Source organism: Limosilactobacillus ingluviei DSM 15946 (assembly GCF_001435775.1).
Lineage (GTDB): Bacteria > Bacillota > Bacilli > Lactobacillales > Lactobacillaceae > Limosilactobacillus > Limosilactobacillus ingluviei.
Genome location: NZ_AZFK01000022.1, coordinates 1 through 12,188 on the forward strand (window position 1 = coordinate 1; position 12,188 = coordinate 12,188).

The 12,188-nt window shown below is 51.3% G+C and carries 12 protein-coding genes; 1 reads left to right on the top strand and 11 read right to left on the bottom strand.

What is annotated here, in order from left to right:
- Positions 1 to 102: 102 nt before the first annotated feature.
- The 8 genes from FC43_RS03850 to FC43_RS03885 form a co-directional block, all read right to left on the bottom strand.
- Entirely contained in the window at positions 103 to 1,014 is a 912-nt protein-coding gene (locus FC43_RS03850) for a dihydroorotate dehydrogenase (RefSeq protein WP_082611451.1), read from the bottom strand.
- Positions 1,002 to 2,294 carry a dihydroorotase gene (locus FC43_RS03855; RefSeq protein WP_056954289.1) on the bottom strand — a complete coding sequence of 431 codons (1,293 nt, stop codon included), beginning with the start codon at positions 2,292 to 2,294 and terminating at the stop codon, positions 1,002 to 1,004. The genes FC43_RS03850 and FC43_RS03855 overlap by 13 nt, the downstream gene beginning before the upstream one ends.
- Entirely contained in the window at positions 2,294 to 3,241 is a 948-nt protein-coding gene (locus tag FC43_RS03860; RefSeq protein WP_056954291.1) for an aspartate carbamoyltransferase catalytic subunit, read from the bottom strand. Before FC43_RS03860 ends, FC43_RS03855 begins: the two co-directional genes overlap by 1 nt.
- A gap of 373 nt (positions 3,242 to 3,614) precedes the next feature.
- Positions 3,615 to 6,065: an ATP-binding protein gene (locus FC43_RS03865; RefSeq protein ID WP_056954293.1), complete on the bottom strand. Its 2,451-nt coding sequence runs from the start codon at positions 6,063 to 6,065 to the stop codon at positions 3,615 to 3,617.
- On the bottom strand, positions 6,062 to 7,138 hold the full coding sequence (locus FC43_RS03870) for a carbamoyl phosphate synthase small subunit (protein ID WP_019205633.1): 1,077 nt from the start codon (positions 7,136 to 7,138) through the stop codon (positions 6,062 to 6,064). Before FC43_RS03870 ends, FC43_RS03865 begins: the two co-directional genes overlap by 4 nt.
- Positions 7,139 to 7,185: 47 nt before the next feature.
- Complete coding sequence (locus tag FC43_RS03875; RefSeq protein ID WP_019205634.1) at positions 7,186 to 8,106, bottom strand: RluA family pseudouridine synthase; 921 nt, start codon at positions 8,104 to 8,106, stop codon at positions 7,186 to 7,188.
- A complete protein-coding gene (lspA, locus tag FC43_RS03880; RefSeq protein ID WP_019205635.1) occupies positions 8,107 to 8,559 on the bottom strand; it encodes a signal peptidase II in 453 nt (150 codons plus the stop codon).
- 2 nt (positions 8,560 to 8,561) lie between these two features.
- Positions 8,562 to 8,957, bottom strand: a complete 396-nt coding sequence (locus FC43_RS03885; protein ID WP_019205636.1) for an EbsA family protein — start codon at positions 8,955 to 8,957, stop codon at positions 8,562 to 8,564.
- Between the two features lie 43 nt (positions 8,958 to 9,000).
- On the opposite strand from FC43_RS03885, the gene FC43_RS03890 reads away from it, so the two are divergent.
- On the top strand, positions 9,001 to 9,399 hold the full coding sequence (locus FC43_RS03890) for a ribonuclease HI family protein (protein ID WP_019205637.1): 399 nt from the start codon (positions 9,001 to 9,003) through the stop codon (positions 9,397 to 9,399).
- Between the two features lie 89 nt (positions 9,400 to 9,488).
- On the opposite strand, the gene FC43_RS03895 is transcribed toward FC43_RS03890, so the two are convergent.
- The 3 genes from FC43_RS03895 to FC43_RS03905 form a co-directional block, all read right to left on the bottom strand.
- Entirely contained in the window at positions 9,489 to 10,091 is a 603-nt protein-coding gene (locus FC43_RS03895) for a nitroreductase family protein (RefSeq protein ID WP_019205638.1), read from the bottom strand.
- Positions 10,092 to 10,665: 574 nt separating this feature from the next.
- A complete protein-coding gene (locus tag FC43_RS03900; RefSeq protein ID WP_056954296.1) occupies positions 10,666 to 11,766 on the bottom strand; it encodes a LysM peptidoglycan-binding domain-containing protein in 1,101 nt (366 codons plus the stop codon).
- A gap of 1 nt (position 11,767) precedes the next feature.
- A complete protein-coding gene (locus FC43_RS03905; protein ID WP_235807584.1) occupies positions 11,768 to 12,121 on the bottom strand; it encodes a phage holin, LLH family in 354 nt (117 codons plus the stop codon).
- Between the last annotated feature and the right edge of the window lie 67 nt (positions 12,122 to 12,188).

Below are 12,188 nucleotides of genomic sequence, written 5' to 3' on the forward strand. Positions count from 1 at the left end.
CCAAAGGCAACACTTTCATTTTTAAAAGTGTCAACCTCTAAGGGTATTGTACGGGGTAACTTTCCCGCCTTCCTTTACCAACTTCAGTCCGACACTTGCTGCTTAGCGGCGTAAATCATTAAGGGAACCAATTCCCAAGCGATCCATTAACGGGGGCAAATCAACCGCAATATGACCACAAATGTTGAGGTCCTTAAAGTGCCCGGCCCCAATGGCTACGGCGTCGGCGCCCGCCATCATAAACTCAATTACGTCGGCAGCCGTTTCAATGCCCCCCATGCCAATAATTGGCAGCTTGGTCGCTTGCGCAACTTGATAAACCATCCGCACCGCTAACGGCTTAATCGCTGGCCCTGAAAAGCCCCCCATGCCATTGCCCAAAACCGGTTTGCGGGTTTGAATATCAAGATGCAAGCCTAAGACCGTATTGATCAGACTCAAGCCATCCGCCCCACCCGCTTCGGCAGCTTGGGCGATTTCAACAATCGAAGTCACGTTCGGAGTTAACTTGACATAGACCGGCACTTGCCCACTGACTTGCTTAACCGTTTGGGTCACCAATTCTACTTGGTGGGGGTCAACGCCAAACGCCATTCCCCCAGTTGCCACGTTTGGACAAGAGACGTTAATTTCCAGTGCATCAACCAAACCCGTTTGTGCCAAGCGCTGGGCTACCATCCGGTAATCGGCCACCGTATCACCGCCAACGCTGGCAATTAATGGCAGGTAGGGATGGGCCTTTTTTAAGGCCGGAATTTTTTGCGTGGCAACGACTTCCACCCCCGGGTTGGTCAACCCCACCGAATTCATCACCCCGTCAACCAGTTTGGCCACCTGCGGCTGGGGATTGCCAGTCGTGGCCGTCGGCGTTGTGGTCTTCATTACGAAGGCCCCCAACTGATTAAAGTTGACTTGTTCGGCCCCAAAGGCATCCCCAAAACCAAAGGTCCCCGACGCGGGCATCAACGGATTGCGTAACGTCAGCCCTGGTAAATTGACTGCTAAGCGTTCCACAATTGGGCCTCCTTTGCTTGGTACACGACCTCCCCGGCCACCATCGTCAATAAATTTTTCCCTTGCAAGGGCCACCCGGTAAAGGGCGTGTTGAGCCCCTTGGAATAGTAGTCTTGCTCCGTAAAGGTCACCGGCTGGTGCAAATCAAAAATCGCTAGGTCAGCAAGTTGCCCCGGGGCCAAGCGCCCGGCGCCCGTCAAACCAAAGCTTTGCGCTGGCTTCAGCGTCAACCAAGTCAACAACTGAGTTAACGTCACTTTGCCGGTTAAGACCAGGTGGGTATACAGCAACGGGAAGGCCGTCTCAAGGCCCGTAATCCCGTTGGCGGCCGTGACAAAATCGGGGCCCTTATCCGCTAAGGTGTGCGGCGCATGGTCCGTGGCAATCATATCAATCGTGCCATCCAACAAGCCCGCTAGCAGAGCGGCCCGGTCGGCTTGCCCCCGCAGGGGAGGATTCATCTTATAGTTGGTATTTTCCGCTTCAATCTCATCATCACAAAGCACGAGGTGGTGGGGACTGACTTCAGCCGTGACGTGCACCCCGGCTGCCTTGGCTTGGCGAATCAAGGCCACGCTTTCCTTCGTGGAAACGTGGCAAACGTGATAATGGACCCCGGTCGCCTGAGCAAGGACCAGGTCGCGGGCCAATTGGGCTGATTCAGCGACCCCAGGAATTCCGGGAATGCCCAAGGTGGCGGCGCGCTGGCCGGCATTAATGGCCCCGCCAAACAACAGCGAGTCATCTTCCACGTGGGCGGCAAGGGGCAAACCCGCGGCTTGGGCCGCTTGCATCGCTTGGTACATCGTGCCAGCGGTTTGTACGCCAGAGCCATCATTGGTTACGGCAAAGGCCCCGGCTGCTTTGACCCCGGCCATATCAACCAACTGATCGCCGGTCCGCCCCGTTGTAATCGTCGCATACTGAGCCACGTGGACCTTGGCTTGGGCTTGGTTCGCCTGGATTTGCGTGGCCACGCGCGCCGGGGTATCCGGGGCGGGAACCACATTGGGCATCGCCCCAACCGTCGTAAAACCACCGTGGGCGGCCGCCAGCGTCCCGGTAGCGATCGTTTCCTTTTGACTTTCGCCTGGTTCGCGTAAATGCACGTGGATATCGACTAAACCAGGCGTTACTAATTTCCCCTCGGCATCAATTACCGCTTCTGCTGCTGGCAAGTTCGTCCCTAACGCTTGGATTTGCCCCGCCTCAATTAACAGCTCGGCAGGTTGCAACTCCCCCGCCAAAAAGACGGTTCCGTTGATAATTTTCGTTGCCATTAGGCCAGGCCCCCTAACTTCCGCCCCCGCAAGACGGCTTCCAGCATTGCCATGCGCATGAAGACCCCATTGGTCATTTGTTCAACAAAGGCCGATTGCGGGGCTTCCACCAGCTCACTGGCCAATTCGACCCCCCGGTTGATCGGGCCCGGGTGCATAATAATGGCTGACTTCTTCATTGCTTGGTAGCGGGCTTGATTAATCCCAAATTGTTGGTGGTATTGAGCGGCGTCAAAGCTGGCTTCATTGGCATCCCCAGCATGCCGTTCATGTTGGACCCGCAACAGCATCAACACATCAACTTGGCCAATCAATTCGTCAACTGGCAAGTACGTCCCGTATTGATCAAAGGCGTGGTCATACCAGTATTCTGGCCCCGAGAAAAAGACTTCGGCCCCCAGTTTATTTAAAATTTCCATGTTGGATTTGGCGACCCGGGAATTGGTAATATCGCCAACAATCGCCACCTTCAACCCAGTGAAATGGCCAAAGTGTTCATGGATCGTCATAATATCCAACATGCATTGGGATGGGTGTTGACCACTGCCGTCACCCCCGTTAATTACCCCAATGGACAGGTGTTCATCAGCTTGCGGGTTAATCAAGGCTTGGTAATACTCATTTTCACTGGCCCGGATGACCGTTAAATCGACCCCCAAAGCGTCCATGGTCAGGCAGGTATCATACAGGGTTTCGCCTTTTTTAATCGACGAATGGCTGGCATCAAAGGGAATTTCCGTCAGGCCCAACTTTTTTTCGGCCATGGCAAAACTGGTATGGGTCCGGGTTGAATTTTCAAAGAACATGTTCGTTACGTAAACGGGTTCACGCAATTCGGGAGCGGGGGTGCCCGCCTTAAATTCTTCCGCCCGCTTGATCAACGCCAAGGTTTGATCCACCGTGAGGTTTTCAACGGAAACAAAGTGGGGTAAACGAACTAACGTCATCTTTTTCCTCCTTTACCGGTTCACCGGTATTCACCCGGAGGCCCCATGTTGGCCATGTGCGGCTTTCATCGGGCTCTCACGGGAGCGCGTTAATGAAATCCACCAAGTCCATTAAGAAAACCCGCTTGCCCTGGACGGCAAGCGGGTAGTCGGAAGTTATTTTTAACGATCAGACTGCACCTTACTAGCCTCACTGGACTAACTTAAAGGACTTTGATTGTCTATTATCATACGTGATCGCCAGAAAATGTCAAGAGCAGTGGCTTAATTTTTTGCTCGCTCATCAAAAACCAGATGCAAAGCTTAAACCTAAACTACTCAGCCATAAAAAGCACTGGTGCCAAAATCCTTGGTATACCAGTTGCTAATTTTCTTACTCAATTTCCAACCGGGCCCCCATCATCTCACTCAAACGAGTGGACCGGTTTAAATGCAAGGCTGCATACGGAAACAGCGCTTCTAACCGGGTGGCTTGTCGGCGTTGCCCCTGCATGGCGGCCGTTAACAGGCGGCCACTAAATTTTTGCAGGGCTAACCGGACCCACACGGCCGCTAAGTCCAAACCAGTGACCTGGCTCAAAAAGACCAGCATCCAAGGCGCTGGTTGGTGAATCGGCTGGATCGCCAATTGGCCATCAATCAATTGGCCTTCCACTTGATAAAGGCCTGGAGCAAGCTCGGGACTGACCGCCGCTTCTCCCGCTTGAGCTAGCGTCTGACCTAAGCCGGCCGGCAAATCCGGGGCAAACTCAGTTTTTATCCCGGCTGGGGTCAATAGCAACCGGGTAATCCCCAGCGGATAAGTGTAGTGACCATCAAAAAAGACGTTGTATTGGTAACGCACTTCATGGGCCACCGGGGCAGTCAAGCTCGCAGGCGGTAACGCCAAGGCCCGGGTCGTCCCCGCCTTGACCAAGGGAAGTTCCGCAGCAAATGGACAGGCCAAACTAACCAAGTAATCCGGCCGTTCTAGGGCCATAATTGCCGCTACCCACTCATAATCGCGCGGTTCCAGGTAGCCTTTCGTCGCCACCGCACGGTTGAGTAAAGCGCTGTTCGGATTGTTCTCAACTACAACGACCGCATAGCCCTGGCGCTTAAATTCCGCAGCCACCCGCGTTAACAGGTAGTCATTGGCCACCCCATTGCCTAAGGTCCGGGGGCCCGCCCCTAACAGCAGCACCCGGGGCTTAGCGACCGGTTGGCTTTCATTTTCCATTTCAAAGGTGGCATAATACGTCCCCGGATGTTGTGCCAATTCACCAGCCGACGGATCGACTTCCTTAAAGGTACGGTGAATTTGCCACTCCTGGCGCAAAGCACGCAGCTCGGTCACTGAGCACTGCCACAGTTGACCGATTAAGCGATCTGAAAAGCCCCAATACTTAGCTGCCGTCAAGGCCGCCCGATCCTTGGGGGCTTGCAAAAGTCGTTTTTCTAATTCAACCAAGCGTTTAAATTGGTCCAGGTAGTACTGGTCCAACTTGGTCAATTCACTCAATTCGCTGGTTAAATAACCGCGGCGAATCGCTTCAAACACGGGTAGGAGACGGTTGGGCCGCGGATGGATCAAAAGCTGATCCAATTCTTCATCCCCCAAGTCGGCCAAGGCGTAAAAATCCGGGTGCAATTCACCCAGGGCTTTCAGGAGGGCCTCAAGTAAACTGCGACCCAAGCCAAGCACGCTCCCGACTGATTGCTTTTCCGTTGTTAATTCTTTATTTTGGACCCCCAGTTGATCGTTGGCAAAGACTGGCAAGCGAATCGCCGTCCGATCCAAGACCGGTTCCATCGCCGCAGTATGCTTGGCCAAGCCATGGTCCAAGCGAATATCACGTAATAATTTGCCGGCCACCAAATGCCCATAAACCCGGGCAACCGGATAACCCGTCGCTTGCTCCACAAAGGTCGCCAACCGGTCAAAATACGGGCTGTTTTTAATCACGTAAAACTGCCCCGTAAGTTGATTGAGGGCAAATTGAACATGATTAATCCCCACCACGCGCAACTTCCGGGTAATTTTAAAGGCCACATCCCGCATATCTTGAATTTGGCGATCCAGTAACGTTTGCGTGGGCAAGACCGCCACTGAATCCCCCGCGTGAATCCCAATCGGATCTAGATCTTCGACCATTGCCAATTGCATCATCATCCCCGATTGGTCGCGCGCCACCACCACCTCGATTTCCTTCAAACCCGCTAAGCTTTGTTGAACCATCGCTTGGTGGCTAGGTGAGTGTTGGATCGCAGTACTGACCGCTAATTGGAGCTCATGATAATCGTGGACAATCCGTCGCAAACTCCCGGCTTGCGGAACAACCGACCGCACCACGACCGGAAACCCAATCTCATCAACCAAATCACGGGCATCAGCATAAGTTGTGACCGGGGCAATTTTTTTCGTGGTCGCCCCAATCTGTTTGAGCGTCTGATTTAAGACCGACGGATTGTTCACCTGCCGAATCGTGGCGACCGGCATTCCCATAATTTTAACGCCATACTTGTTTAAAATCCCACTGGTAGCTAAGCGTTCCGTTACTTGTAAAGCGGCCCGGCCGCCCAAAGTTGGCAACAAAGCCGCTGGCTGAAGCTGTTCAATTGCCCGGGTTAAATTCGCTACCGTTGGCGCAGCTACACTATAATGGTCAATTACCGCCGGCAATTCTGGCGCGACATTGAAGGGATTATTGTCAATCAAGTGGGTCTGATAACCACTTTTTTTTAGGGCCTGGGCCACCTTGACCAAAGCGGCATTTAGCTCCCCTTCGTGCTGAAGGTTATCGGCCCCCGCCCCAATAATTAAAACTACTGGTTCCGCCGTCACAGGTGTTCCTCCTTCATCATTTCCATAAATTCATCAAACAAGGCATTCGTTTCATCCGGGCCCGGCGCCCCGTCCGGGAAGAATTGCACGGAAAAGGCCGGATATTGCCGGTGGCGCAAGCCTTGGACTGAATTGTCCAGTAAGTCAACATACGTGACGTACAGGGCCTGCCGATCAACACTATCGCGTTCAACTAAAAAGCCTTCCGCTTGACTAGCGTAGACAATTTGATCCGTAATAATTTCTTTAATCGGGTGATTTTGGCCGTGGTGTTCAACCGGCAAGCGGCGAATTTTGGCGCCGTTGGCCAACGCAAATAATTCATGGCCCAAGCCAATGCCAAAGAGGGGCACCCGCTTTTGTACCGTCTGAATCATCGTCAAGACACTGCTACGGACGTTTTGGGGATTTCCCGGCCCACTTGACAGGACCACCCCATCAGGGTCCAAGCGCAAAATTTCTTCCGCGCTGGCGGAAAAAGGCAACACTGTCACGTTACACTTCCGGCGGGACAGCTCCCGTAAAATCCCGTTTTTCAGACCAAAGTCGATGACCACCACGGTCTGACCGACATCAGGATTCGGGAAGGGCTTGGGAGTTGCCACCTGGGCAACTTGTTGGTTAGTCAAAACGGTGGCGTGCAGTTGGTCAAAGGCATGGTCATCCGCTACGGGCACAATACTGCCCCGCAAGGGCCGCCCGGCCGCATTCAAGCGGTGAATCAAAGCCCGCGTATCAATATTAGTAACGCCCGGAATATTCATTTGCAGAAGGTACTGATCTAAACTGACCTGCCGGGGGCCCTGGCGGTTAAACGCCGCTAAATCACGCACGACCACCCCCTTAATCGGGGGCGTAATCGTTTCATAGATATTCCGATGCAGGGGCAAATTCCCGACATTTGGTTGGGCAAAGACCACAATTTGGTTAAAATAAACGGGATTGGTAATAATTTCTTGGTATCCCGCCATCGCAGTATTAAAGACGACCTCACCAAAAGTTACCGCCGGGGCCCCGAAGCCCTCGCCGCTAAAGACCGTGCCATCCTCTAAGATTAAATAGCGTTCTGCCACAATTCTCACCCCAACTCTGCATATTCAAGTTTTATTCTAACACAATGCTAATCTTGCTTGGGGGCCGTTTTTCGCAACTTCTCAATCATGGCCTGAAAGGCGGCTGGCAAGGGCGCTGTAACCGTAACACGCCGTCCTTGCTTCGGGTGCTGAAAGCCTAACAAGCGGGCATGAAGGTATTGCCCTGCCCCCGGTAACGTTTTGCGGGGGCCGTAAAGTGGATCCCCGGCCAAGGGATGATTAATGTATTTCATATGAACCCGAATTTGGTGGGTCCGGCCCGTTTCCAATCGACACGCTACCAAGGTATAGGCCGCAAACCGTTCCAACACCCGAAAATGGGTAACGGCCGCGCGGCCATCAGCCACCACCGCCTGTTTTTTCCGGTCCTTGGGTGAGCGGGCCAAGGGGGCATTAATTGTTCCCTGCTGTTCTTGGATTACCCCGTGGACTAAGGCCACGTATTCCCGCGTCGTTGTCTTGGCCTTGAGTTGGGCCGCCAAAGACTGGTGCGCAACGTCATTTTTGGCGACCATCAACAGCCCCGAAGTATCCTTATCAATCCGGTGGACAATCCCCGGACGAAATTCGCCATTAATTGTCGATAATGGACTATGGTATAACAAGCCATTCACCAGGGTATGATTGGGATGGCCGGCGGCTGGGTGGACGACCATCCCCTGGGGTTTATTGACCACCAAGACGTCTTCATCTTCGTAAACGATCTCCAGGGGCATTTTTTCCGGCGCCAGGTCAATCGTCTGCGGCGCCGGTTCATCCACCTGGATCACGTCGCCAACTTTAACCTTAAATTTCGCCTTGACCGCTTGCCCATTCACTAAAACCTGACCGTCATCAATCCATTTTTGTAATTGAGAACGCGAAACCGTTGGCAACAACTGGGCCAATTGTTTGTCCAAGCGGCCACTCTGGCCTGGGGCCACCGTAATTGTCGTTTGTAAGGTCATTTATTCTTCATCCTTCTCTGTTAATACCAAATAAATCATTAACCCGACGCCAAGGGTCAGGCAGATATCAGCCACGTTGAAAACGGGAAAATTGATAAATTGTAGCTCAAACATATCAACAACATAGCCGTGTGCCAGCCGGTCAATCAAGTTCCCCACGGCGCCCGCCAAAATCAAGGTGAGACTCAAGCGTAACCACCCCTGTTGCCAATAACGCCACAGCAAATACCCCAAGAGCACCACGGCCACTAGGGTCAAACCAATAAAGAAAACCTGTTGACCGGCTAAAATTGACCAGGCCGCGCCGTCATTATGCAGGTTGGTCAAGGCCACCACCCCCGGGATGATCGTTTTGACCCGGCCTAAGGGCAGCCAAGTCTGCGTAGCCCATTTGACCAGTTGATCACTCCCAACTAAGCCGATCAATAAAAGCAATTGTCTCAGCCACACCATGATTATGCCTCCTGAGCGGCCCGCAAAAAGGCTTTTAGGGAAGCAAGGGAGCGGCGCGAAAAGGAGAATGTCATTACTTCACCGTGAACCGTAATCGTCATCGTATGGTTAGTAAACACCGGTTGCCGGATATCCTTAATGGGAATCGTCATAAATTGCCCCTGCAAAACCCGCGAAAAGACCAGTTTGGTCGGGGTAACCACCAGCGTCCGCCGAAAAATCGACAGGCCCGCAATGATCAAGAAGACGCCAATAAAGGTTGCCGTCACCCACTGAAAATAGGTATATTCAAAGGCAATAATAATGCCGACCACCAGAATCAGCAAGACCCAGCACCAATTAATAATGGCGGTCGTCATATCCGGTTGATAAAAATATTGTTTTCGTTCTTCTTCCATGTTAGACTCCTGTAAATTATTCTTTTATTAGTGGTGATGAAACATGATTAAACTTTATACCGATGCGGCAACCAAGGGCAATCCAGGGCCAACCGGACTGGGGGCCCTAGTCGTTGCGCACCAGCAGCAATTCCAATTGCACCAAAGCGCCGGGGTATTGTCAAACCACGCCGGTGAATTTGCGGCAGCCCAATTTGGCTTTGCTTATTTATTGGACCACTTTGCGCCCACGGAAGCCGTCTATTTCTATACTGACAGTCGCTTATTGGCCGACGCCTTACAAAAAAACTACGCCAAACATTTTGCCCCGGAACTGGCCGCCTTACAAAGGCAAATGGCGCAATTCAACCTGGTGATTTCCCAATGGATTCCAGAAAAGCAAAATCACGGCGCCCATCATCTCGCAACCCAAGCCCTCCATGAAGCCCTAGCCGTTCACTAATCATGTTAAGAAAAGTATACCAAAAAGGCGGAAGCGACTAAAGCGATCTTTAGTCCTTCCGCCTTTTTCTTACCAAATTTTAGGGTTCCTTAGTCCACAACCTTAAAACGGTCGTCATCGGCCATAAATTCCTTGTCGCCAGCTGGGGCTTCAATCGAGCCAAATGGCATTTCTGCCCGCAGCTTCCAGGAAGCCGGAACGTCAAATTCAGCCGCAATTGCTTCATCAATCAGCGGGTTGTAGTGTTGGAGACTTGCCCCCAGCCCGTTTTCCGCTAAAGCCGTCCAAACCGCAAAGTTCGTATTCCCCATTGCTTGTTCTGACCAGTCGTAGAAGTTGTCAGCGTAAGCTGGGAATTGCTTTTCCAAATTGTGAACCACGTCCATGTCAGTAAAGTAAAGGACCGTCCCGTATGCGGCCTTAAAACTGTCAATCTTAGCGGAAGTTTGGGCAAAGGCATCGTCATCTTTAACGACCTTTCGCAAACTTTCGCGAACGATTTCCCAAACCTTGTCGTGCGCTTGCCCAAAGGCAATCACGGCCCGGGTGGATTGGGAGTTGAAGGCCGTTGGGGCCAACTTAACAGCTTCCTTGATCAAGTCAGCCAATTCCGCGTTTGAGAAATCAACCTGCTTGCCCAAAGCATAAATCGTGCGGCGTTGCTTGGCTAAGTTTAAAAATTCCTGCTTCATAAGTAATTTGCTCCTTTTTGCTAGTCATTTGTTTTGATGGTTTTATTATAGCTTACTAATAGTTAGTGCTCAAGTAGAAAAGTAACTTTTTTTATTACAACTTTTGCAAAGCAAGTAAAAAGTGGTGCCCGCTAAGCGATTGCTTAACTGACACCACTTCCGTACGGCCACCGCAAATCCCCTCGCGGCAGCTGGTTTTTTATTTTGTTAATACCATTAAAAGTCACCAAACAGGTCCAATTGATTGGAATCTGGCAGATCGTCTAAGACGTGGTTAGCCGTCATGAAGCCTGGCGTATTTTCACGATCCTTGAAAATTCGGGCTTTCCGGCATGCCTCTAGTGAACCCTTCGTTGTTTACCTCTTGGACATTCTGGATAAATCTTTGATTTTCCATAGAAACTGCCCATTTTGTGCCCACAGATCTGCCCATTCTATGAAAACAAGCAATTTTGATTTTCATAGTTGCCCATTGACAGAGTTGATTTATTTCTCCCTTGTTATACAGCAAAAAGCCCGACCAGCCAAGACGACTGATCGGGCTCAGTTAACTTTGAGAGGTGAATCCACCTCCTTAAATCTGAATTGTCTGTCCAACGAAAATTACGTTGGGATTACTGATGTGGTTCTTCTGTGCTAGTGCTTGCCAGGTGGTGCCATGTGATGCTGCAATGCCGCTCAAGGTATCACCCGCTTGGACCGTGTAGGCATTTGACTGGCCACCAAGCAGGATCTTCTGGCCGACATAGATCACGTTCGGGTTATTGATCCCATTGGCAGACACCAGAGCTGAAACCGTCGTACCGAACTTAGCCGCGATGCCAGATAAGGTATCACCCGCTTGAACATAGTACGTGTTTTGCGTCGTTGGTTTACCCGTGACTTTCAGTACTTGCCCGGCCCAGATACGGTTAGGGTCGCCGATACCATTGATGGCCGCCAGCGTCTGGTAAGTCGTACCGAATTTGGCTGCAATCCCAGATAAGGTATCACCAGGCTGTACCGTGTAGGTGCCCGTTGCAGGGTGACCAACGTGTACCGCTGGCTTAGGAGCAGGGACCGTTACATTAGGAACGGAACCGCTAGCAATAGACCCGGTGAAGGCACCATTGAAGTCATAACTGGTATCTACCCCCATGATCCCGTGGTCAGTGTACTGCCAAGCGGTTGCATTGTCGATTCCGAGGTCGGTGATTCCATAACCGGCAAGCCAGATCTCACGACTACCGAAGCCGTGTGAGTTCAGGATCCCGCCAGTGAAGAAGGACTTCATTGAATAGATTCCAGTATTTTTGTAACCGAGCGCTTCTACTTCTTGGAGGAAGGCTAAGGATGCTGATTGATAATCTGCTGCCGAATGAACTTCCGCATCATCAATCATCAAAGTATCGTCATACATACCAAACTGCTTGGCGATCTTAACGAAGAACCGGGCTTCATTTTGTGCATCGCCCACTGATGTATAACGAGCAAAGTGGTAACAGGATACGCGTAAGCCAACTGCTAAGGCATTACGAATTTGGGCAGCTGCACGTGGGTTAACATAAGCCGAACCATCTTCGGACCCTTCCGTTAATTTAACAACTACCCCTAATGCACCCTGAGCTTTAGCAGCTTGAAAAAAGGCAACAGTATCTGGTTGATAACTTGAAACATCGATGAATTGATTACGCATATTATTCTTCCCCTTTCATTGGATCAATTGCTGGTGCTTGGCCGGCTGGAATAGTAGCAGGTTTAGTTGGTTGTGCTTGTTGTGATGTCGGATCAACGGTTGGTGTCAATGCAGACTTTTCATAAGCGGATTGGACAAGGGTCTCAATAGCATTAAGGTCAATATCCTTAATACCTTGCTTTTGAAGCGCCTGTTGGACAATATCTGTTGCTTGGCGGAACTTCTCATGACCAGCCATATCTTTACCGACTAAAGAAGCAACCGCGTTATCCGCAAGTTGGGCTGCGCAAGCCCAAGCAGCACGGGAAGTTTCTGTTTTAGCATGGATGACTTTGGTATGAATAAAGCTCTGCATTAGTTTTAGGGGACGAATTGTCAAACTAAGTGCAACGGTTCTTCAAAAAATACCTCAGATGGAGTTT

Bases quoted from the DNA above. Each gene is read 5' to 3' on its own strand.
- FC43_RS03855 (WP_056954289.1), bottom strand. From the start codon at position 2,294: ATGGCAACGAAAATTATCAACGGAACCGTCTTTTTGGCGGGGGAGTTG.
- FC43_RS03860 (WP_056954291.1), bottom strand. From the start codon at position 3,241: ATGACGTTAGTTCGTTTACCCCACTTTGTTTCCGTTGAAAACCTCACG.
- FC43_RS03875 (WP_019205634.1), bottom strand. From the start codon at position 8,106: ATGACCTTACAAACGACAATTACGGTGGCCCCAGGCCAGAGTGGCCGC.
- lspA (WP_019205635.1), bottom strand. From the start codon at position 8,559: ATGGTGTGGCTGAGACAATTGCTTTTATTGATCGGCTTAGTTGGGAGT.
- FC43_RS03885 (WP_019205636.1), bottom strand. From the start codon at position 8,957: ATGGAAGAAGAACGAAAACAATATTTTTATCAACCGGATATGACGACC.
- FC43_RS03890 (WP_019205637.1), top strand. From the start codon at position 9,001: ATGATTAAACTTTATACCGATGCGGCAACCAAGGGCAATCCAGGGCCA.
- FC43_RS03895 (WP_019205638.1), bottom strand. From the start codon at position 10,091: ATGAAGCAGGAATTTTTAAACTTAGCCAAGCAACGCCGCACGATTTAT.
- FC43_RS03900 (WP_056954296.1), bottom strand. From the start codon at position 11,766: ATGCGTAATCAATTCATCGATGTTTCAAGTTATCAACCAGATACTGTT.
- FC43_RS03905 (WP_235807584.1), bottom strand. From the start codon at position 12,121: ATGCAGAGCTTTATTCATACCAAAGTCATCCATGCTAAAACAGAAACT.